Consider the following 22225-nt stretch of genomic DNA (forward strand, 5'->3'; position numbering starts at 1 on the left):
GGGTTCATGTCTTTGGTTCCGACGCTGCCTTGCTGCTGCGAGTGGCCGCCGCAATGTAGACCGCTGCCAGAATGGTAAAGATGTAGGCCTGTACCATGCCGGTCAGTAGGCCCAGCAGGGTCATTACAATGGGGAACACAAAGGGCGTGATGGACAACAGAATGGCGATGATCATGGCGCCGCTCATCATGTTGCCAAACAGGCGCACGGCTAGGGCCATGGTGCGCGAGACTTCGCTGATCAGGTTGAACGGCAGCATGATGGGCGTCGGCTGCATGTAGGACTTCAGATAGCTCAGCAGCCCTTGACTGGAGATACCAAACAGCGGAACCGCGACAAGAACACAGAGGGCCAAGGCAGCAGTGGTCGATAGCGAGGCGGTGGGGGGCTCGTAGCCGGGTATTACGGTGGCCAAGGCGGCAATGGCGACAAACAGAAATAATGTGCCGAGAAAGCCCAAGTACCGACGTGGGCTCTGCAGGCCAACATCCTTGATTTGACCCATGATCGCAGTGACCAGAATTTCCAGCAGGTTTTGCCAGCGCGAGCGCTCATGGCCTGTGGCGAGTCGCCGGGTGATCAGCGCGGAACCCACTACCAACACGGCCATCAGCGCCCAAGTGAAGAGAATGGTGGCATTCAGATTGATAAAGCCGTATTCCCAGAAAATCCAGGCGTCAGGAGTTAAGCGCATGGTGGCTTTCCTGAGGCGTGCAGCGGCGATGGCGAGGGAAGTGCGGGGCTAGGACGGGTGAAACGTAAGACGAGTGTCCGCGCTAGCACAAACCCCAACAGACACAACCCCAGTCGAAACGGTTGCGACGCACCCACAGCATAGAAACCGGCGAGGACGATGGCGGTGCGTGCAATCAGGCTGACGAGGAACCAGCGCACCGGTGCCGAAGATCCGGCAGCCCGCCGCACTGTCCACCACAAACCGGCGAAAAAAACTGTGCCCAGTACGCCACCGGCCAGCAGCGCAGCAATCCAGCCCAGCCAGCTAGGGTTGATCATCGTCATCCTCCTGTTCTGCGTGCATGGCTCGATCTTCTTGGGATACCCAATGCCAGGCGTTCAGGCAGCCTACGGTCAGGCCCGCCATCAGCAGCGCCAAGGTCCATGGGCGGTCACCGGGATAATGCTGGTCGAGCCATAGGCCCAGCGCCGCGCCCAATAGCGTGGGTACGGCCACAGACCAGCCGATCAAGCCCATCATGCCGAGACCAAACCACACGCCAGGTGCGCCGTTGCGCCGGGCTTTAAGTTTGCGCGTCGCCTTGGCACCGACCTGTTCGGCGAGTCCTGGGGTGGTTAACGGCGTGGTCTTCGGTGGTTGTTTTGGTTCCTGCTTCATGAGGAACGCTCGTGCAGTGAGGCGAAGCGCCGCATAAATCCCGTTTCGAGTTTGGCCATCGCTGCTCGCACTGCTTGTTCCTGCTCATCCAGTGCGAGGAACTCTTGCTCGACCGCATCACGCAGGTGAGCCAGATCAGTACCGCGTAGCGCATGCCGTACTGAAATCACCACATTCGGGCCGGTTTTAACCAGCACGCCTGCGTCCAATGCGAGGAACACTTCGCCCTGTGCTTGGAGCTCAAAGCTGAGGATGCCGGGCACTAGGGACGCTACACAATCCAGGCGCTGCGGTAACAACCCGAACGAGCCGTGGGCCGTCTCGACGACCATGCGCGATACCCGAGTTTCCTCGGCAAAAACCTCGAACGGCAGCAGCACCTTAAGCGTCATCAACGACATGTGATTGCTCCTCACTGGGCTGACTATCAGGCTTCTTCTCTGTTTCAGATTGTGGGTCCAACTCTGGTTTTATCGCTGTACTTGACTTGGCCTTGGCCGTGGCTTCATCTACCGCGCCGATCATGTAAAGGGCGCTCTCGGGCAGGTCCTTGAACTCATCCGCAAGGATCCGCTCGCAACCATCCAGCGCGTCTGCGAGGCTGACCAGCTTGCCATTCATATTTGTGAACTGTTCTGTGGTGAAGAATGGCTGGGTAAGAAAACGCTCCAGGCGGCGTGCCCGCGCCACCACTTTACGGTCCTCAGGCGACAATTGCTCCAAGCCAAGCATAGCGATGATGTCCTTCAGTTCGGCGTACTGCGCGAGCGTGCGGCGGATGGCCTGAGCCAGCCGGTAGTGACGCTCGCCGACAATGCCCGGCGTGATCATCTTCGAGCTCGATTGCAATGGGTCGATCGCTGGGAATAGGCCTTCGCTGGCGCGCTTTCTAGACAGCACTATGGAGGCCGACAGGTGGGAGAAGGTGTGCACCGCTGCTGGGTCGGTAAAGTCATCAGCCGGTACGTACACCGCCTGGATAGAGGTAATCGCGCCGCTGTCGGTGTTAGCTATGCGCTCCTCGAGTGCCGCCAGCTCAGTGCCCATGGTTGGCTGATAGCCCAGGCGCGACGGCATCTGCCCCATCAGACCTGACACTTCCGAGCCGGCCTGAATGAAACGGAAAATGTTGTCGATCAGCAGCAGCACATCGCGGTGCTCGTCGTCTCGGAAATACTCGGCCATGGTTAACGCCGCATGGCCGACGCGAAAACGGGCGCCTGGTGGCTCATTCATCTGCGCGAAGATCATCACCATATTAGGCAACACGCCGGCAGCCTCCATCTCGCGGTACAGCTCTTCGCCTTCGCGCGAGCGCTCGCCGATGCCGCAGAAAATACTCACGCCCTGCTGATGGCCAACCATGTTGTGGATCATTTCGGTTAGCAGTACTGTTTTGCCGACGCCCGCGCCGCCAAATAGGCCGGCTTTGCCGCCGCGCTCCAGCGGGGTGAGCACGTCTATAGCTTTGATGCCGGTTTCAAAGATCTCGGATTTAGTGATGCGGCTAACCAGGGGCGGCGGCAGGTTGTGTACTGAGCGCCATTGCACGTCTTTCAGTGGGAGCTCACGGTCGATGGTGTTACCGAAAACGTCGAACATGCGCGAGAGGATAAGTTTGCCGACCGGAGCTTGCAGCGGCCCACCTGTGGTCTGCACGGGCATACCACGCGCTAAACCTTGGGTGGGCGTCAGTGCAATGCCGCGCACGTGATGCGCGTCCTGCTGGGCCAATACCTCAATGGCTACTCGACCACCTTCACCGGCGCGCAGCAGGGTATGAACGGGCGGCAGCGCCACGTCGAAGCGCATGTCGATGACACTGCCGCGAACCGCAACGACTGTGCCGACACTGGTCACAGCCGCTGGCGTTTCTATTCGGCTTTCCGTCACCCGGATACCTCATCAAGTTTGCGTGTAAGGAGCACGGTCTCGCCGCTAAAGTATGCAGCGAACCGTTACCCCGTTAGCGTGCCTGCAACTCGCGCCCAACACCGTGCGCTAGCGAACACAAGGCAAGGTTCCGGAGAGACAAAAGACTCAGTCGAGGCTGCTAAGGCAGTACGCGGGAGTATCGACCTCGGTACCGTCTTGTTGCTGCTGTATCTCGCAATGCAAGGTGGTGCGGGTGGATGCGCAGTGGCAATCGATAAAGCGCGAGTAATGGGAGATTGGTGAAGCTCTCATTCAGGCAAGGATAAGGGTTAAGCCGAATGCTCGTTCAATTTTGTATAGCACTCGCAGGCGGCCGCTTGAAGGCCTTGGCGGTCGAGGATGGTGATACGCCCACGACTGTAGTGAATCAAGTTGCGCGCCTGTAACGCTCCTGCAGCAATGGTAATGCCACTGCGACGCACGCCGAGCATGTCCGCGAGCAGTTCATGGGTCAGTTGTAAATGATCGCTGTGGGCCCGGTCGTGGCTCATCAGCAGGCAGCGCGCAAGTCGAGGCTCGACTTCATGGAAGTGTCCACAAACAATGTTTTGCGCCAGTTGTTTCATCAGCACATAAAGGTATTGGTTGAGGGTATTTAGCAGCTGCGGGCTTTCGTGCAAAATATGCCGTAATTGCAACGGCTCGATGCGTAGGGCACTGCCGCTAGCTTGTACTACAGCGCGGCTGGGCGCAGTGTTGAGACCAAGAGCTTCTGTGGCGCCCAACATGCCTTCACTGCCGATAAGCGCTAGCTCTAATTGCCGATGCGTACCTGAGATTGCAACCAAAGAGATCAGGCTGTTGATAGGGAAATACAGGTAGCGGAAAGGTCGGCCAGACTCACAGAGGACATTGCCAAAGAGCAGCTCTACCGGTTCGCAATGCGCCATGACGTTGGCGCGTTCTTTGCGAGGTAGAGAGCTCAACAGGTGATTGACGACATGTAGCGGCATGAATGGATGTCCTGCGGCACGGGCAAGCCGATAAGGGCACGGGAGTTGTGCCTGGCAGTCCCGTTAGCGCATTCTGCCGATGTTCCGAGGCGCTATCTGTTCGTTACTGCACGCAGAAAATATATTTGCTGTAATACGTCTATCTAGAGTGATGGAAGGTGCTGTAGGGCAATAAGCGGTCAGTTTCTTTCTTCACCACCGCGTAGCACTCACAACTCAGCTCCTCGAGCTTGTGTCGATCGAGCACCGTAATATGTCCGCGACTGTACTCAATTGCTCCTTGGCGTTGCAATTTGCCCGCGGCCTCTGTGACACCTTCACGGCGCACGCCGAGCATGTTTGCGATCAGCTCATGGGTCATGGTGAGTTGGTTGCTGGATAAGCGGTCAAGTGACAGAAGCAGCCAGCGGCACAGCTGCTGGTCAATCGAATGGTGACGGTTGCATACCGCCGTTTGTGACATTTGCGTGATCAGTGCTTGGGTATAGCGCAACATCAGCAGCAGTAGCTCGCCGTGGCGATTAAACTCATCTTTCAGGCGTTGGCCAAGTAAGCGGTAAGCATAACCACCGCTCTGCACGATGGCGCGACTGGGGGTGCTTTCACCGCCCATAAATAGGGCGATACCCACCAACCCCTCGTTGCCCACAACTGATATTTCTGCGGAAGATCCGTTTTCCATTACATAGAGTAGTGAAACAATCGAATCGGTTGGAAAGTAGACATGGCGCATGCTGTCGCCAGACTCATAAAGCACCTTGCCCAGCGGCAATTCGACACCTTCCAGGTGGCAAAAAAGACGGCTTTGAACGTCCTCGGAGAGGGCCGCAAGCAGATGATTCTGCTGCGGCATGTGCATCGCCATTTATATATTCCTTAGTTTGGGAACAACTAAATCCTTCACCAAACGCAGATACTGCATGCGTTGAGGCTGTAGAAAAACCCCTGATTTGGTAGTCTGGCACCAGACCAACAAAGGAGTGTTGCATGCCACGCTTCAAGCCCTACGACTACAGCCAGCACAGCATGGTAGTGATCAACTACCAGGAGCAGCTCCAGCCCGGTACGTTTGAGTACGCTGTTCATTATTTGATTGAGCACAAGCTGGACCTCTCGGTCTTCCACCCGCGTTATAGCAACGACGCCACAGGCCGGTTGGCCTACGATCCGGCCATCTTGCTGAAGATCATTCTGTTCGCCTATTCCAAAGGCATTACCTCCAGCCGCCAGATCCAGTGGTGCTGCGAGACCAACATTCTGTTCAAGGCACTCTCCTGCGATACGGTCCCGCATTTCACCACCCTGGCCAGCTTTGTCAGCGAGAACGCCACAGCCATCGAAGCGGTATTTGAGCAGGTGCTGCTGGTCTGTCATCAGCAGGGTTTGTTGGGTAATGAGCTGTTTGCTATCGACGGCTGCAAGACTTCATCCAATGCGGCCAAGGAGTGGTCCGGCACCTTTAAGGAGCTCAAGGGCAAGCGCGACAAGTTGCGCAAACTGATACGCCATCACTTGAATGAGCATCGCCAGCATGACGCTGCTGAGACCGAGGTGGACATGGAACGTGCGATCCGCCACGGCAACATGATCCTGTCACTGGATCAGGCCATGGAAAAGGTTGATCGCTTTTTAAAGACCCAGAGCCCAAGGATGGGCCAGGGTAAGCGCCGCAAGGAAGTGAAGAGCAATATCACCGATAACGACAGCGCGAAGATGACCACCAGCAAGGGGACCATCCAGGGTTATAACGGTGTTGCGATGGTAGACCGCAAGCACCAGATCATCATTGAAGCCCAAGCGTTCGGCGAAGGACAGGAACACCACACCCTCAAGCCCATGCTGGAGACCCTGGAGCAGCGCTATGCGCGGCTGAAGATTGCCGATGCTATTTATCAGCAAGGAGTGGTGGTCACAGCCGATACCGGCTTCGCCAACGAAGCCAACATGCAGTACCTGCACGACCGGAAGATCAACGGTTACATCCCGGATAACCGCTTTCGTAGCCGTGATCCGCGTTTTGCTCTGCAAAAAGACAAGTACGGCAAACGTCATCAGCCAGCTGATAGGCACACCCGCAAGGCTGTGATCCCTGCCAGTGCCTTTGCTTTTGACCCGATACAGATGACCTGCACCTGTCCCGCCGGCCAGCAACTTAACCACCGAGGAGTGCGGACGAATGACCTTGGTGTGCCGGTGGCCTATTTTGAAGGGCGCTTGCTGCAATGCCGACGTTGTCCCAAGCGCGAATCCTGTATGCACAACCCTCAGTCTGCAGACCACCGAAAGGGCGCTGGGCGGCAGGTCTCATTTCGATTGGAAGCCAACCGCCCACCGAGCTACACCGACTGGATGAAACATCGGGTAGACAGCCCCGAGGGTAAAGCGATTTACAGCCACAGAATGTCGGTGGTGGAGCCGGTGTTTGGGAATATAGGTACAAACAAGCGGTTGAACCGCTTTAGTTTGCGTGGTCGCAGAAAGGTGCAGGGGCAATGGCAGCTGTATTGCCTGGTACACAATCTGGAGAAGCTGGCGAATTACGGACAATGTGGCTGATAGCGTTGCTATAGCGCAGTCTGGCGATGAGCTATCGGTACGAACATGCTCTCTTCAAGGGCAGGCCAAAAATACGACCTCGATGACTCGGGGTCAGGGATGAACAAGAAAAAGGCCGAGGGATGAGCCCGAAATGGGTTTTTCTACAGCCTCGTTATGGTCGACAGCGTACAGTAAGGTATTGGATTGGCGTAGATTTGCTCCATGTGCCTAGGGTAAATTTAATTTTTGCTCAACCGGCTCGTCCAGCTCTTCACCCAGAAAGCCACCAGACTGCCGTGCCCACAGCTTGGCATAGAGCCCGCCGCGCGCGACTAATTCCGCGTGGCTACCGTCCTCGATGATGTGGCCCTGATCCATCACGATCAGCCGATCCATTTCGGCGATAGTCGAGAGCCGGTGGGCAATGGCGATGACGGTTTTGCCTTGCATCAGTTTATTCAGGGTTTCCTGAATCGCGGCTTCCACTTCGGAGTCCAGTGCTGAGGTGGCTTCGTCGAGAATCAGGATGGGGGCGTCTTTAAGCATCACGCGGGCGATGGCGATACGCTGGCGTTGACCACCGGATAATTTGACCCCGCGCTCACCCACGTGGGCATCAAAGCCCCGGCGGCCTTTAGCGTCTTCAAGTTCGGCGATGAACTGATCGGCTTCCGCATTGCGTGCCGCATCCAGCATAAGCTGCTCGTCCGCATCCGGACGCCCATAAAGAATGTTGTCGCGGACCGAGCGGTGCAGTAGCGAGGTGTCTTGCGTGACCATGCCGATCTGGGCGCGCAAGCTGTCTTGCTCAACATCGGCAATGTTCTGCCCATCGATCACCACCTTGCCGGATTCCACGTCGTAGAAACGCAGCAGCAGATTCACCAGCGTTGATTTGCCTGCGCCAGAGCGGCCCACCAAGCCGATTTTTTCACCGGGCTTGATGTGCAGATTCAGGTCACCCATCACGCCATGGCCTTTGCCGTAGTGAAAGTGCACCTGATCAAAACGAATCTCGCCTTGGGTTACCTGTAGCGGTTTGGCTTCTGGCTTGTCATCCACTAGTTGCGGACGTGAAATCGAGTTGATGCCGTCCTGTACGGTGCCGATATTCTCAAACAGGGCAGACAGCTCCCACATGATCCACTGCGACATACCTGAGAGCCGCAGCACAATACCAACCGCCACAGCTACTGCGCCGACGCTGATTGAACCCTGTGTCCAAAGCCAGATAGCGGTTCCGGCAACACCCAGCAACAGCAGTGCGTTGAGCAGATATAGCAAGCTGTAGAGGGTGGTAACCAGACGCATCTGTTGATGCACGGTGACCATGAAGCCGTCCATGCCTTCACGGGCGTAACTCGATTCGCGCTTTGCATGGGAAAACAGCTTAACGGTTTGAATATTGGTATAGCTGTCGACAATGCGCCCGGTCATTACCGAACGGGCGTCCGCCTGCACCTCCGCGACTTTCCCCAGTATGGGCACGTAATGGCGCATGAGCAGTACATAACCTAACAACCAGGCGAACATCGGCAGCGTAAGGCGCCAGTCGGCCATGCCAACCAACAACAAGGTGCCGATAAAGTAGACGCAGATGTAGTTGAGTACGTCGATCAGCTTGATGACGCATTCACGTACCGAGAGCGCGGTTTGCATCAGCTTGGTGGCGATGCGTCCGGCAAACTCGTCTTGATAGAAGGCCATCGACTGCTTGAGCAGGTAGCGGTGTACCAGCCAGCGGATACGCATGGGGTAGTTGCCCATGAGTGTCTGATGGGTCAGCAGGCTACTACTGAAAACCAGGAGCGGCAGTACGATCAGCGCCATAAGGGCCATGCCGATCAGCTTCCAGCCTTCGTTTTGCAAGAAGGTCTCGCGGCTCTGACCTGACAGCCAGTCAACTATGTTGCCTAGGAAGGCGAATAACCAAACTTCAGTCAGCGCGATGCAGGCGGTCAGAATGGCAGCCAAAATAATATAGGGCCAGGCACCACGGGTGAAATGCAGACAGAACGGCAACAACTTGCGCGGTGGCTCGGTCAGTTCGGCAACAGGGAAGGGATCAAGGCGGTTTTCAAACCAGCGAAACATGCGAAGGGCCTGTGGCTAGATGGGCAGGCCGTGCATTATGAGGCGCTCGACTGCGGCTCTCAAGGGAAGATTGGTAACCGAAGGTGAGGGTCAGGCCACGGCTCAGGTCCGTGGCCTGCAGTACTACTTACTGGTCTATCGCTTGCAGTAACAGGTCGGCAAGTACACGGGAGCCAGCAGCGGTTGGGTGAATCCCGTCGCTGGTGATGTATCGGGCTTCGTTGCCTGCGAACGCGGCGCGCACGTCAACGAACTTCACGTTCATGCCCGGATAGGCAGCAGCCTTGTAGTTCATGCTGTAGTTGTTGATTTCGCGGAGCTCTTCGGCACCACCGGTGGCGTTGTAATAGCCGAGGAAAATAATCTCTTCGATGCCGTCATCGCGCATGTCTTCTACCAGTGCGGCGATCTTGTCTTCCAGCTCGTTGAGCAGCGGCATGCAGCGGCTCAACGACGGACGGCAGCTGTTCAATTGAATGTCGTTACCTCCACCATTGAAGATCACAGTCTTGATGCCGTTTTTGCTAGCGCGGGCGTATTGGCGCTCGACCGAGTAGGTGCGTGAGCAGAGGATGTTGCCGCCACTCAGCTGACAGCCGGAGCGCGCAGAAGTATTGATATTTTCGTCTAGGTCCGCTTCCAGGTACTCATGGATATCACCGGACAGGGCGAAGATCGAGTCACCGAGAATCAGCTTGTCTGGGCTGCTGGAACCCGGGTTGGTGGCGCTGGCGGAACCGGCGATCAGGGTGGTTAAGGCGACGACGGCGATACCGCCTTTGAATAATTTTTTGAGCGCAAACATGGCGTTTTCCTTGAATTTGTTTTTGTGTGCCGGATGCCTCTGAGCGCTGCTGTGTAAATCAGGCTTGAGACATTAATTCTAATTGGCTCATTGATAGTAGTTTTGTATTAATTTGTTACAAGCACCCAAATAGGCGAGTTGGGTGGGTTTGGGTCAGGAATGTGAGACGCGTCTCAGGTGTCTACCAGCAAAAGCATGGGAGGAGAGCATCTGCCGAGAGCGGGCGGGTTTTGCCGGTTCAATTGAGGGAGGAGGGTAAAGGTCAGGCCGCCGTTTTGGGTTTTGACCATAACCAAACCAGCAGCATGCCCGCTGCTGCTATGCCAGAGGTCAGCATGACAATCGCATGCCAGTTGCCGTGCTGCCAGACCCAGCCGCCGGCGGTGCCTGTGACGCTGGAGCCCAAGTAGTAGAACAATAGATAAAGTGAAGCTGCGTGACCTTTGGCGGTGCTGGCGGCTGGCCCTACCGCACCGCTGGCGACCGAGTGGCCAATGAAGAAGCCGATGGTGACCAGTACTATGCCCAGCACCACCAGATACAAAGGCATGAACAATGTCAGCAGCACGCCTGCCAGTATCAATACGAAACCCGCTATCAACAGCGGTTGGCGACCAAGGCGGTCAGCCAAACCCCCGGCGACCGATGAAGCGATGATCCCAAAGCCGTAGGCCAGAAAAATCAGGCTGACCTGGGTTTGTCCTAACTCATAGGGCGAGCCGGATAAGCGGAAAGTTGCGTAGTTGAAAATGACGACGAATATGCTCATGAGCACGAAAGCCAGCGCATACAGCTTTAGCAGCTGTGGATTGCGAAGGTGTTTCGCCCACGCTGCCAAATGAAACGTTATGTTGAAGCCTGGCGCGGGAACAAAGTTGCGCGAGCGCGGGAGTAGCCAGAAAAATCCCATGGCGGCTAACAAGCACAGAGCGCCGAGTACCGCGAGTGCTACCTGCCAAGAGGCTACCTCGGTCAGCAGTCCCATGCCAACCCGGCCCATCATGCCGCCAAAGGCGGTACCACCGACATACAGCCCCATGGCGCGACCCAGGTGCGCAGGTTCTATTTCTTCGGCTAACCAGGCCATGGCTACTGCAGGTACACCACCCAGTACGATTCCTTCCAGGGCACGGGCTATTAGCAGCGCATGCCAGCTGGGTACTACGGCGGCAATGATATTCAGCATGGCTGCCAACGCCATGGAGCCAAACATCAAGCCGCGTCGGCCCAATGCCTGCGAGAAGGCGCTGGCCAGCAAAATCGAGAACGCCAATAGTGCGGTAGTCAGAGACAGTGCCAATGAGCTTTCTGCCGGGCTCACTGCAAAACTGGTAGCGAATTCGGGTAGCAGCGGCTGCACGCAATAAATCAACGAAAAACTGGCGAAACCGGCCAGAAACAGGGCGACACACGCACGGTGATATTCACGCGTGCCTTGTTTTATCCAGGTATTGCCGTACTCAGCATTGCCGGTCACCTCGTCGTCAGCCGGGAGTGTTGAGAGGTGAGTCGGAGGCCGCTCGCTCATGGTTTACAAGGTTCACTATCAGTGGTTTTTTTGGAAGGTCTAGGTGGATGTTACTGCACTGTGGCCTGCGGCGTATCTTCCGCCAAGCCGGTGCACTTATCGCAGGTGCACTGAATTGGCGCATTTGCCGGTGAGTGACTACACTCCAGGCTATTAAAAACATAACAATAAGACTGTTCCTACGCTTAAGGGGCGTCGAGGCAGGATGTGATGGCGCAGCATGCCTTTCTATACGAGAACATCAGCGAGCAGTTGGCGGCGCATATACGGCGTGGCAACTATCGCGAAGGTGAACGCCTGCCCTCGGTGCGCGCGCTGAGCAAGCTGTTTGGCGTTAGTGTAAATACGGTGATTCAGTCGCTGCGCAAGCTGGAAATGGACGCTTATATTGAGCTCCGTGATCGCTCCGGTGCTTTTGTTCGTAGCACTCTGCCCCCAGACCGCACCAGCCCAGCTGTAGCGCATTTTCCCATGCTGCCGGTGGACGTGTCTTTGAGCGAAGATATTCTCCGCTATATGGAGCCGCATACCAGCGAAACCACCCTGCATTTAGGCATTGCACTGCCTGCGGCTGAGTTAATGCCCGTACAAAAAATCATGCGACTTTACCGCGAATTGACGCGTCGCCACCCGCAGGCAGTATGGGATTATTCGCACCCTAACGGCGTGGCAAGCTTCGCTCGACAGCTATCGCATCGTAGCCTTAACCACGACACGCCTCTGGCCGAAAATGACATCCTGGTAACCAATGGCTGTATGGAGGCCATTGAGCTGGCGCTGCGTACCGTCACCCGGCGCGGTGATGTGGTCGCGGTTGAAACCCCTACTTATTACGGCTCATTGCTGGCGCTTGAGGTGCTGCAGAGGCGTGCACTTGAGATACCCACACATCATCGTGACGGCCTCTGTCTGTATTCGTTGGAGCAGGCTTTTAAACGGGGTCAGGTCAAGGCGTGTTTGGTGTCCTGCAATGCGCAAAATCCGCTGGGGTTCAGCATGTCGGTCGAGCGCAAACGTAAGCTGGTTGAACTGGCCAGCCATTACGCGGTGCCGTTGATCGAAAACGATATATGGGGCGATACCGTGTATAGCGCAGACAGTCTGCCGGCTAAGGCTTTCGATAGTGCCGGCATGGTTATTTACTGCAGCTCCTTCTCAAAGTCGTTGATGCCGGGCCTGCGGCTTGGTTGGGTCGCTGCGGGCCGTTTCCATAGCCGGCTGCGTGAGCTTAAACAGATCAGCAGTATTACTACCGCTGCCGCGCCGCAGTTGGTGATGGGGCGGTTAATGGAAAGCGGTGCCTATGCGCAGCACTTGCAACAGCTGCGTGCCCGACTACAGGCGCAGGTTCAGGCGATGATGGAAATTGTGCGGCAAAGCTTTCCGCTCGGAACGCTGGTGCATGAACCGCAAGGCGGTTGTGTGCTCTGGGTACGTCTGCCGGACAAACGCGATGCACGAAAGCTTTTCGAACATGCACTTAAATGCGGTATTCACGTCTTCCCCGGCAGTGTCTTCTCAGCCGGCTCCAATCATTACGACTTCCTCAGACTGAATGCGGGCAGCCCGGTTACGTCAGAAATTGAGACCAAACTGCGCCGTCTGGGTGAGCTGGCGAGTCAGCTGTAGAGCGTTTGATCATCTGTGTCAGCGTAATCCACGGATCTGTGTCTGTTTTGCTTCACGGCGCCTACCTAGGATGGCAAGGCGTAGTAACCAGAATTGGTAAGCACAACAACAAGAAGCCCATTGGATAAGAGGGATCTGTCATGGATATTTCAAGAAAGTTTGCACCTGTTTTTTCTGTCACCTTATTGAGTCTGGCGCTGGGCGGCTGCCTTAGCGACAGCGATAGCTCCGACTCGGACAGCACCGCTCGGCCTGACCTTCAGCTCGGTGTGTTGTCCAGTGCTGCAGATCAAGTGACCGGCAGCGAAGTGCTGCTGACAGTCGAAGGTAATGTTCAACTCGCAGAAGATGAGATGGACAATCTCGAGCTCTGGCTGAACGACAAGGAGGTAGAGCCCGTTCGCATGCTGCAGCGCAATGGCAGGCTGGAAATACTGCTCGATGGTCTGCAGCTTGGCGAGAACCAGCTGGAGCTGCATCACAGCCAGCATGGCCAGCTCTACAGCATGACCCTCACCAGTTACCCAGAAACCGGCCCGGTGTTCTCCGGTCCTCAGCAGTATCCCTTTGTCTGCACCGTGGATACCCAGTTGGGTATTCAGCCGCTGGTGGATAGCCAGGAGGAAGGCTACCCGGTTTATGAAGGCGAAAGCGTGGCGGGTTACAGCCGAGATTGTACTATTGAGCCGCGCATTGACTTCCTTTATCGCACCACGGGTGGCGCCTATGCTGCGCTACCCAGTGATGGTTCCCGGCCTGCCGATATGGCGACCACTACGCTGACTGACGGCCGTGACGTCGATTTTGTAGTGCGCCGCGAAGTTGGGACCCTGAACCGTTTCATCTACAGTTTCGCGACTCTGGCTACCCGCGGTGACGCGGCAGATGCGGCCAGTACCGCCAACTGGAACGGCCGCCTGCTTTTCCACTTTGAGGGTGGCGTTGCCATTGGTCATACCCAAGGCAAACTTAGCGGTGATGCATTAACCCCAGAGGTATTAGGTAAGGGTTACGCGGTGATCTATTCCACGGGTACGCGGGCCAATACTCACTACAATCTGCAGGTGGGCGGCGAGACGGCTTTGATGGTGAAGGAGCACTTCGTCAAGCGCTTTGGTGTGCCTGAGTATACGGTGGCAATTGGTGGATCTGGCGGTGCGATTCAGCAGTATGTGTACTCGCAGAATCATCCCGGTCTCATCGATGCGGGCGTGCCGCAATATTCCTATCCGGATATGGTGACCCAGACCATCCACATAGGTGACTGTGAGTTGCTCGAGCACTACATGGATGCCACCGATCGGACCAACGCACGCTGGCGCACTACGACTAACAGGAGCTTGCTGGTTGGCTTAAACGCGACTGACGCCTACGCTGATCCTCTGTATGACACCAAGTTAGCGCTGGGTTATTCAAGCGCCCCAGGCATGACCGAATGTATTCCAGCTTGGCGCGGCCTCACGCCTTTGACAATGAACCCACATTATGGGCAGGTGGATAATCAAGAAAAGATGTATCCCCCGGGTATTATGGACAGCGTGCAATGGACGCATTTTGATGATTTACGCAATGTGTATGGCTTAGACGACGATGGCCAACCGCGCACTTTGTTTGACAACATCGGTGTGCAATATGGTCTTAGCTCAATGCGGCAGAGCAAGATCACACCGACTGAGTTTCTCAAGCTGAATCGCTTGATTGGCGGCTGGAAGCAGCCCAGTGAAATGGTGCAAGAAGGTGCGCCTTTCCTGCCACCCAATACGGCTGAGAACTTTGACCCATGGAGCAGCCGCAATATGAACCTGAGCCCGGACGGCATAGCACCTGCACCACGCACCGAGGGTGATCTGCTGGCGATGAACGCGGCTTACGAAAAGGGCATCGTGTTTGATGGTCAGTTGAATATCCCGGTAATTGACTGGCGGCATTATCTGGAAGAGGTGCTGGATATGCACAATAGCCATCAGTCCTTCTCGGTGCGTCAGCGGGTGTTGAATAAGATGGGCAACGCGGATAACCAGGTCATTTGGTTTACCGATACACGGCCGACCAATACCAGCGATCCTGCGCGCCCTAGAGCGCAGAAAAACTTCGATCAGACTTGGCAAGCGCTAGAAGTGCTGGACGAGTGGTTAGCTAATATTCGGGAAAACCCGGACCAGAGTATTGGTGATAATCGGCCAGACGGCGCGGTCGATAGTTGCTTTAATACAGACGGCAGTTTGATCGCAGAAGGCGCTGAGGTATGGAATGGCATCATTGATGGTCAGACCTCTGGCGCCTGCACCGATGAGTTTCCGACCTACACCACCTCCCGGATGGTGGCCGGTGGCCCAATTGAAGGTAGTGTCTTTAAGTGTGCACTTAAACCGGTGAGCACTGCACTGGGTGATGGAACCTACGGCACGTGGGTACCGTCCAGTGACGAGATCAATCAGCTGAATGCGATATTCCCGCAGGGTGTCTGTGATTACTCAGCGGCGGATCAAGGTCGGCCTGCCGGTTGAGCTCGGCCGCTGGGCGGAAGGCATTAATTAGACGCTTTCTTAACGACGGGTCTTAATGCATTGGGTGTCATGGAAGGCCTGGTTCTATCCAGGCCAGCGGAGGTGGGGTTAGCCTCGCTGGTCGAGATGGAACTCGACCTTCCATCACCATCCGCGTACTTCTGCATATGCTGCACTCGTCGTGGGTACCAATAACGTTAAAAAGCTCAGTCGCATAACTCGCAGTTCACACGCTTTTGTATCTCTTTCTGGTTAATCCGCTGTACTGCCTAGTGCGCGCAATTTCGTTCAATACACACTTTGGTCTTTCGCCCAACATGCGCTGGTTTGGGGCAGCTTGCCTCGCCAAGCGGATGTCTGTTCATGCTCTCTGTAGTTTTCTCAATGTTGGCTTTTGCTTTGGTTGGCTCCATTGCGCCGGGGCCGGTTTGCGTTATCGCAGTGACCTCTGGGGCGCAGGCAGGGTTCTCTCGTGCGCTGGGGTTTGTACTGGGCGCCTCCATTGGCTACACGTTGATGGTGTTGCTAGTGGGCCTGGGGTTAGTTGGCAGTTTGCAGCAACAGCCAGATGTGATGCTGTGGCTCACGTGGGCGGGCGCGGCGTATCTGTTGTATCTGGCCTGGCGCATAGGCACCGCAGGCGCTGTGGCGTTAGGGAAGCCTGAACTGTCGAGCGTGCCAGGTTTTTGGGCCGGCGCGCTGGCACAGTGGTTGAATCCTAAGGCGTGGCTGTTCTCGGTATCGGGCATCGGCATGTTCGTCAGTAGCAGCGACTCCAGTGGGCGCATGCTACTGATCTTCTGTATTCTGTCGCTACTGATGTGCATGCTGGGCGTCGGTAGCTGGGTGTTGGCGGGTCAGCTGTTTGGTCGGCGTCTGCCGAGCCCCCGTGCCATGCTGTGGTTCAACCGTTTGATGGGGTTGCTGCTGGCTGGCAGTGTGGCACTTATTCTGATGCACTGATGAGGGGAGTAAGCATGGCAGAGCCAGCGTCACAGTTTCTCCAGCGCAGCCCGGCGCTGCCCTTTATCGAGCTGCGTCAGGCGGACCGTTCCAGTGCCTGTTATCAGCAGCACACTCACGATGAGTTTTCCTTTGGTGTGATCGATCAGGGTCACACGGTCTACCGTAACCGGCAGCAATTACAGCGTATTGGCGTTGGCAGTATGGTCACGGTTAATCCGGGGGAGGTGCATTCGTGCAACCCCGCAGCAGGGCTATGGTCGTATCGCATGGTGTTCTTAAACGCGGCCTGGTTAGGTGTTTTACAGCGTGAAATGCTCGGCGGCGGCGATGATTACCAGTGCTTTCCCGCTGCAACTAATGGGACGCCGGGGGCGAATGAACGCTTTAACGCGATGTTTGCCAATTTACTCAACGCAGATACCGCCTTGGCGGCCGAGACCCAGCTGATTGAGTTAATGCAGCCGCTGTTTGCGGGTGGCTCGTCTGCCGTGCAAGCGAAGCATCCGGGCGTAGCGCAGGCGCGAGAATTAATCATGGATCAGCTGGATAGCAACTTGCAGCTGGAGACTTTGGCGGAAGTGGCGGGGCTAAACCGCTATCAGCTGATCCGTGGCTTTAAGCGTGAATTCGGACAGGCGCCGCATGCTTATCAATTGGATGCCCGGATCAAACAGGCGCGGGTGCAGTTGCGCCGCAATGAATGCAGTTTGAATGCGTTGGCATTGGATTTGGGCTTTGCAGATCAGGCGCATTTCCAGCGTCATTTCAAACTGCGTATGGCACTGACGCCCGGCCAGTACCGGGCTTTCTATCGGGCAGCCTGAGGTTCAGAGCAGTTCTATATGGTCGCAATGAATGCTGATCTTTTCCTGCTTCAGCAATCCGCCGATGGCCTTCTTGAAGTTGCCCTTGCTGACGCCAAACATACGGCTGATGGCTTCGGGCGTGCTTTTGTCGCTGAGTGCCAGAGTGCCGTCATTATCCAGTAGTTTCTGCAGTATCTGGTCCTGCAGTTGGTCGCCCGCTGCGGCGCCTATCGGTTGCAGGCTGAGGCTGATTTTGCCATCCGCGCGCATCTCCCGAATGTAACCGGTTTCATGCTGGCCACCGCGTAGATACTTGAAGGCTTCGTTTTTGTGAATCAGACCCCAATGCAGACCATTAATGATTGCCTTGTGGCCCAGGTCGGTGCGCTCTACCACCAGCAGTTCGACTTGTTCTCCGGCCTTGTAGCGAGCTGGTGTTTTGTCTAGATAACGGTCAAGTCGGCTGGTGGCGATCACGCGACTGGTGTGCTTGTCGAGGTACAAATGCACCACCGCATAACTGCCTTCTTCCAGCGGTTTTTTCTGCTCGGAGTAGGGCAACAGCACGTCTTTGGGTAAGCCCCAATCGAGAAACAGTCCGACGTTGTTTTTGGCAACCACCTTGAGGCTGGCAAAATCACCTACTTGGGCTTTTGGTTGCTCGGTGGTCGCGATGATCTTGTCTTCGCTATCGAAATAGATGAATACATCCAGCCAATCACCAACCTCGCTGGGTTCATCCTTGGGGATGTAGCGATTGGGCAGCAAAATGTCGCCATCATTGCCGCCGTTGAGATAGAGGCCGAAACCGGTGTGCTTGACGACTTGCAGTCTATTGTAACGTCCGATATCGGCCATGCTGGAATTCCTGAATACGATGAGCGGCCATTGTAGCAGGCGGGGCCGCCGCATCGCAGAGCAGATTACGGCTACTTTGGCTGCAACAACTCATCAATACTGTCTTCTTCAATCCGGTCGGCGTCAAACAGCCTTTCCAGGTCTGCGCGCGCTTCGCGTGCAGTCTGCATTACCGCTGCGGCATCGTCGTAGACCTTGTGCTGTGCTGCCAGAACCTGTTCATCGTGCTGGCGAAAGCGTTTTATGCGTGAGTTGGCCTGTGTCTCACTCAGGCCTAGCCCGGTCAGCACCTGCTTACTCATCTCCAGGCTGGAGTGAAAGGTCTCGCGAACCGCTAATGCGCCCAAGTCAATGAGCCGGTGCACGTGCTGTCGATTGCGTGCGCGCGCCAAGATGGTGACGTGCGGATACAGGCGGCGTACCAATTCGGCGGTTTTCAGGTTGGCGTCAGGATCATCTGTGGTAATGATGAAGAACTGGGCTTTGTCGACCTGAGCTGCGCGCAGTATTTCTGGGCGCATAGGGTCGCCATAGAAAATGGGCATGTCACTACTCAGGCTGCGTGACATTTCGATACTGTCTACCGAAGTCTCCAAGCCGACGTAGGGGATTCTTTGGGCGCGCAGCACACGGGCGATGACCTGACCCATGCGGCCCATGCCGGAAATGACCACCCGGGGTTCATCGGTATCAATTTGCTGATACTCCTCGGGTACTTCAACGGTTGTGGGTTTGGGTTTGATCAGTTGCGACAACACCAGAATGATTAAAGGCGTGACCGCCATCGATAGGGTGATGGCGAGCACCAGCATGCTGTGCATTGGCTGGTCGAATAATTGTTGATCGCGGGCCATCTGGAATACGACGAAAGCAAACTCGCCACCAGCGGCTAGCACGACGCCTAGTCGCAGAGCGCTTATCTGGTTTAGTCCGCCGGCGACCCTGCCGACGAGATAAATCAAAGGTAGCTTGCAGCCGATAATCAGAGCGGTCAGCAGAAGTACTGCAGCAGGACTGGTGATCAGCAGGCCTATGTCGGCGGTCATGCCCACGCTGATAAAAAACAGCCCGAGCAGCAGGCCCTTGAAGGGTTCGATTTGGGATTCCAGCTCGTGGCGGTACTCCGAGTCTGCCAGCAGTAGTCCGGCGAGGAAGGCACCGAGTGCCATGGATACCCCCACGCTCTGCATCAACCAAGCGGTACCTATGACCACCAGCAGTGCGGTGGCAGTGGAGACTTCCTGCAGTCCGGTTCTGGCAACAACCCGGAATACCGGACGCAGCAGATAACGCCCACCCACCACGATCAAGGCGATGCTGCCGACAACTTTGATGACCTGCTCGACATTGCTTTCGCCGCCCGCATCACCGGTCGCGCTGCCAAGTAGGGGGATCAGTGCAATCAGCGGAATGGCGGCGATGTCTTGAAACAACAATATGGCGAAAGCCAAACGGCCGTGCGGGCTATTGAGCTCTTTGCGCTCGGCAATGATCTGCAGGCCAAAGGCCGTAGAGGACAACGCCAGCCCTAAACCAAGTACCACAGCTGTATTGACGGGCTGATCGAGCCCCACATACGCAAGACTGCCAATCAAGCTGGCGCAAAGCATGACCTGCGCTAACCCAACACCGAAGACCGCTTTGCGCATGAGCCACAACCGGCGGGGCGATAGCTCCAGACCTATGATGAACAGCAGTAATACGACGCCTAGCTCGGAGATATGACTGACGTTCTCCGGGTGATCAATCAAATTGAGCATTGACGGACCGATGACCACGCCGGCGAGGAGGTAGCCAATAACGGCGCCTAAACGTAATTTTTTGGCCAGCGGCACAGCCACTACAGCGGCGAGCAGAAATACCACGGCGACTAGCAGGAAGCTGCTTTGTTCGTGCATGAGGGTGTCCAGAACAGGGCGGCCGCAAGCAACCCTTGGGTTGCCGTGCGGCCTGTTACAGTCGCTTAATGATACGTCGGGCCGAAACGATCAGCGACGAACTTTTTTCAAGGTTTCAGCAATCAGGAAGGCAAGCTCCAATGACTGATCGGCATTCAGGCGTGGGTCACAATGGGTGTGATAGCGATCAGATAGGCCGTCCTCGGTCACCGGTGTAGCGCCACCGATGCACTCAGTCACGTTTTGCCCGGTCATCTCGATATGAATGCCACCCGCCCATGTGCCTTCGGCATGGTGTACCGCAAAAAACTGTTCTACCTCGGTGAGAATGCGCGCAAAGTCGCGGGTTTTGTAACCGCTGGAGGCCTTCATGGTATTGCCGTGCATGGGGTCGGAACTCCACAGTACGTGCTTGCCTTCCCGCTCTACCGCGCGCACTAGCGCTGGCATGTGCTGCTCTACTTGGTCGGCGCCCATCCGCACTATCACGTTTAGGCGGTCGTCGCGGTTATCCGGGTTTAAGCGGTCGATCAGTCGCAACAAATCGTCTGGGTCAGTCGTTGGTCCGGCCTTGATGCCGATCGGGTTATTGATACCGCGCATGAATTCAACGTGGGCGCCATCCAGCTGACGTGTCCGGTCGCCGATCCACAGCATGTGCGCTGAACAGTCATACCAATCGCCGGTTAGGCTATCGCGACGGGTAAAAGCTTGCTCATAGTTCAGCAGCAAGGCTTCGTGCGCGGTGAAGAAGGCGGTTTCGCGCAACTGCGGGCTGTGTGCGTTGTCGAAGCCGCAGGCACGCATAAAGGCTAGGCTTTCATCGATGCGGTCGGCCAGCAGTTGGAACCGATCGGCCATCGCGGAGTTGGCGATGAAATCAAGATTCCATTGGTGTACCTGATCGAGGCTGGCAAAGCCGCCCTGAGCAAAGGCGCGCAACAGATTCAGTGTGGCGGTGGCCTGGTGATAGGCGCTCAAAAGCCGTTGAGGGTCAGGTGCGCGGCCGGCCGCCTCGAAGGCGATATTGTTGATGATGTCGCCACGGTAAGCGGGTAGAGTCACGCCGTTCTGGGTTTCGTCGTCAGCCGAACGTGGCTTGGCGAACTGCCCCGCCATGCGACCGACCTTAACCACCGGGCAACCAGCGGCGAAGGTCATGACTACCGCCATCTGCAGCAGCACTTTGAAGGTGTCGCGGATTTTGGGGGCGGAAAACTCAGCAAAGCTTTCGGCGCAGTCGCCACCTTGCAGCAAAAAGGCGCGCCCTTGTGTCACTTCAGCAAACTGGCGTCGCAGCTCGCGGGCCTCGCCAGCAAACACCAGCGGCGGATAACTCGCCAGAGTATCTTCCACGGCCAGCAACGCTTGCTGGTCTGGGTAGGTGGGTTGTTGCAGTACGGGCTTACTGCGCCAGCTGTCGGGTGTCCAGATTGCGGTCATGGGCGGTCTACTTAAGTGGGAATCAATGTGCTTGTGCCGCCGAATGGTAGCGCGTGTGATAGGGGTTAAACAGCCTATGGGCTGGATCAATAATTTTTATAAGTACGTTTTGAGTCGGAATAAGGTCAGCGCCGAGAGAGAGCTTGAGCGCTGCACAGATGACTTTGGTTCGCTCTGGGTCAGCGAGCAGGGCGAGTTGCGCTACCTGTATTTTGGCACGGAAACCGAGCAAAGCTGCGGGCTGGTGAGTAATCCTTCTTGGTTGGAATATGACTATACCCGCGCCATGTTGCTGGCAGGGTTCTGGCAACACCAGGCGCCGCGTGCGATAGCCATGGGCCTTGGCGGCGGCACTTTAGTAAACGCGGTGTTGCAGTACGTCCAGCCACAGCAAATAACCGCTGTGGAGTTGCGCGAAAAAGTGGTTGAGCTATCGCGGCGTTGGTTCGGCTTGAGTAATGATTCTCGGCTTGAAGTGGTTGTGGCCAGTGCCGAAACCTATATTGCCAGCCAAGAGCACAGCTGCGATCTGCTGTTTCTGGATCTTTATCTTGAGGGCGGTATCGCAAGACTACAGCTTGAAGCCGATTTTTTTGCGGCCTGCCGAGCGGCGCTTCGTCCGGGTGGGCTTCTGGTAGTGAACCAGTGGCAGCTGGGGCAAAGCGGTCAACCCTATGCAGCCAGCCGCCTACGCCGTTTGTTTGGGGCCAATTATCTGCAAGTTGAAGTGGAGGAGGGCAACATCATTCTGTTTATCCCGCAGTCCGGCGAGTTGCTGCTCGATCGCGTCGCTATGCGGCAATGGGCAGATGCGCTTGAGCCACAGTTGGGATACTCCCTACGGCCCTACATTGAATTGTTACGTCGTGCGGGTGATGCGCCTGAAATAGTCGCGCCCTGATCACTGACGT

19 protein-coding genes are annotated in these 22225 nt (G+C 56.2%); 6 read left to right on the forward strand and 13 right to left on the reverse strand.

Annotated elements, in window-relative coordinates; translation table 11 throughout:
- Nucleotides 1–4 precede the first annotated feature (4 nt).
- The 7 genes from AC1XYH_RS04995 to AC1XYH_RS05025 all read right to left on the reverse strand — a co-directional run bounded on the left by AC1XYH_RS04995 (nucleotide 5) and on the right by AC1XYH_RS05025 (nucleotide 5107).
- Nucleotides 5–694: a F0F1 ATP synthase subunit A gene (locus AC1XYH_RS04995; protein ID WP_483325556.1), complete on the reverse strand. Its 690-nt coding sequence runs from the start codon at nucleotides 692–694 to the stop codon at nucleotides 5–7.
- Nucleotides 685–1014: an N-ATPase subunit AtpR gene (locus AC1XYH_RS05000; protein ID WP_483325557.1), complete on the reverse strand. Its 330-nt coding sequence runs from the start codon at nucleotides 1012–1014 to the stop codon at nucleotides 685–687. Before AC1XYH_RS05000 ends, AC1XYH_RS04995 begins: the two co-directional genes overlap by 10 nt.
- The gene (locus tag AC1XYH_RS05005; protein ID WP_483325558.1) at nucleotides 1001–1354 is read right to left on the reverse strand and encodes an AtpZ/AtpI family protein; all 354 of its coding nucleotides are present in this window, start codon (nucleotides 1352–1354) and stop codon (nucleotides 1001–1003) included. Before AC1XYH_RS05005 ends, AC1XYH_RS05000 begins: the two co-directional genes overlap by 14 nt.
- Nucleotides 1351–1755, reverse strand: a complete 405-nt coding sequence (locus AC1XYH_RS05010; RefSeq protein WP_483325559.1) for a F0F1 ATP synthase subunit epsilon — start codon at nucleotides 1753–1755, stop codon at nucleotides 1351–1353. The genes AC1XYH_RS05005 and AC1XYH_RS05010 overlap by 4 nt, the downstream gene beginning before the upstream one ends.
- A complete protein-coding gene (gene atpD, locus AC1XYH_RS05015) occupies nucleotides 1736–3247 on the reverse strand; it encodes a F0F1 ATP synthase subunit beta (RefSeq protein ID WP_483325560.1) in 1512 nt (503 codons plus the stop codon). Before atpD ends, AC1XYH_RS05010 begins: the two co-directional genes overlap by 20 nt.
- 311 nt (nucleotides 3248–3558) lie before the next feature.
- The gene (locus AC1XYH_RS05020; RefSeq protein WP_483325561.1) at nucleotides 3559–4242 is read right to left on the reverse strand and encodes a Crp/Fnr family transcriptional regulator; all 684 of its coding nucleotides are present in this window, start codon (nucleotides 4240–4242) and stop codon (nucleotides 3559–3561) included.
- A gap of 139 nt (nucleotides 4243–4381) precedes the next feature.
- A complete protein-coding gene (locus AC1XYH_RS05025) occupies nucleotides 4382–5107 on the reverse strand; it encodes a Crp/Fnr family transcriptional regulator (protein WP_483325562.1) in 726 nt (241 codons plus the stop codon).
- 122 nt (nucleotides 5108–5229) lie between these two features.
- Between AC1XYH_RS05025 and AC1XYH_RS05030 the strand changes: the two genes are divergently transcribed.
- Nucleotides 5230–6798 carry a transposase gene (locus AC1XYH_RS05030; protein WP_483323044.1) on the forward strand — a complete coding sequence of 523 codons (1569 nt, stop codon included), beginning with the start codon at nucleotides 5230–5232 and terminating at the stop codon, nucleotides 6796–6798.
- A 210-nt stretch (nucleotides 6799–7008) separates the two neighbouring features.
- Here AC1XYH_RS05030 and AC1XYH_RS05035 read toward each other — a convergent pair whose 3' ends face one another.
- From AC1XYH_RS05035 to AC1XYH_RS05045, 3 genes are all read right to left on the reverse strand, one after another.
- Nucleotides 7009–8874, reverse strand: a complete 1866-nt coding sequence (locus AC1XYH_RS05035; protein WP_483325563.1) for an ABC transporter ATP-binding protein — start codon at nucleotides 8872–8874, stop codon at nucleotides 7009–7011.
- Nucleotides 8875–9001: 127 nt separating this feature from the next.
- Complete coding sequence (locus AC1XYH_RS05040) at nucleotides 9002–9679, reverse strand: SGNH/GDSL hydrolase family protein (protein ID WP_483325564.1); 678 nt, start codon at nucleotides 9677–9679, stop codon at nucleotides 9002–9004.
- Nucleotides 9680–9941: 262 nt separating this feature from the next.
- Entirely contained in the window at nucleotides 9942–11207 is a 1266-nt protein-coding gene (locus AC1XYH_RS05045) for an MFS transporter (protein ID WP_483325565.1), read from the reverse strand.
- A 210-nt stretch (nucleotides 11208–11417) separates the two neighbouring features.
- On the opposite strand from AC1XYH_RS05045, the gene AC1XYH_RS05050 reads away from it, so the two are divergent.
- The 4 genes from AC1XYH_RS05050 (at nucleotide 11418) to AC1XYH_RS05065 (ending at nucleotide 17133) form a co-directional block, all read left to right on the forward strand.
- Complete coding sequence (locus tag AC1XYH_RS05050) at nucleotides 11418–12836, forward strand: aminotransferase-like domain-containing protein (protein WP_483325566.1); 1419 nt, start codon at nucleotides 11418–11420, stop codon at nucleotides 12834–12836.
- 140 nt (nucleotides 12837–12976) lie between these two features.
- Complete coding sequence (locus AC1XYH_RS05055; RefSeq protein WP_483325567.1) at nucleotides 12977–15343, forward strand: DUF6351 family protein; 2367 nt, start codon at nucleotides 12977–12979, stop codon at nucleotides 15341–15343.
- A gap of 363 nt (nucleotides 15344–15706) precedes the next feature.
- The gene (locus AC1XYH_RS05060; protein WP_483325568.1) at nucleotides 15707–16306 is read left to right on the forward strand and encodes a LysE family translocator; all 600 of its coding nucleotides are present in this window, start codon (nucleotides 15707–15709) and stop codon (nucleotides 16304–16306) included.
- A gap of 14 nt (nucleotides 16307–16320) precedes the next feature.
- On the forward strand, nucleotides 16321–17133 hold the full coding sequence (locus AC1XYH_RS05065) for a helix-turn-helix domain-containing protein (RefSeq protein WP_483325569.1): 813 nt from the start codon (nucleotides 16321–16323) through the stop codon (nucleotides 17131–17133).
- 3 nt (nucleotides 17134–17136) lie between these two features.
- Here the strand turns inward: AC1XYH_RS05065 and AC1XYH_RS05070 are convergent, their stop codons facing one another.
- The 3 genes from AC1XYH_RS05070 to AC1XYH_RS05080 form a co-directional block, all read right to left on the reverse strand.
- On the reverse strand, nucleotides 17137–17973 hold the full coding sequence (locus tag AC1XYH_RS05070) for a CvfB family protein (RefSeq protein ID WP_483325570.1): 837 nt from the start codon (nucleotides 17971–17973) through the stop codon (nucleotides 17137–17139).
- Between the two features lie 71 nt (nucleotides 17974–18044).
- On the reverse strand, nucleotides 18045–19871 hold the full coding sequence (locus AC1XYH_RS05075) for a monovalent cation:proton antiporter-2 (CPA2) family protein (protein WP_483325571.1): 1827 nt from the start codon (nucleotides 19869–19871) through the stop codon (nucleotides 18045–18047).
- Nucleotides 19872–19961: 90 nt separating this feature from the next.
- Nucleotides 19962–21314: a class II 3-deoxy-7-phosphoheptulonate synthase gene (locus AC1XYH_RS05080; protein ID WP_483325572.1), complete on the reverse strand. Its 1353-nt coding sequence runs from the start codon at nucleotides 21312–21314 to the stop codon at nucleotides 19962–19964.
- Between the two features lie 76 nt (nucleotides 21315–21390).
- On the opposite strand from AC1XYH_RS05080, the gene AC1XYH_RS05085 reads away from it, so the two are divergent.
- Complete coding sequence (locus tag AC1XYH_RS05085) at nucleotides 21391–22215, forward strand: spermine/spermidine synthase domain-containing protein (protein ID WP_483325573.1); 825 nt, start codon at nucleotides 21391–21393, stop codon at nucleotides 22213–22215.
- Nucleotides 22216–22225 lie beyond the last annotated feature (10 nt).

The organism is Pseudomonas sp. GW-45 (assembly GCF_056896675.1).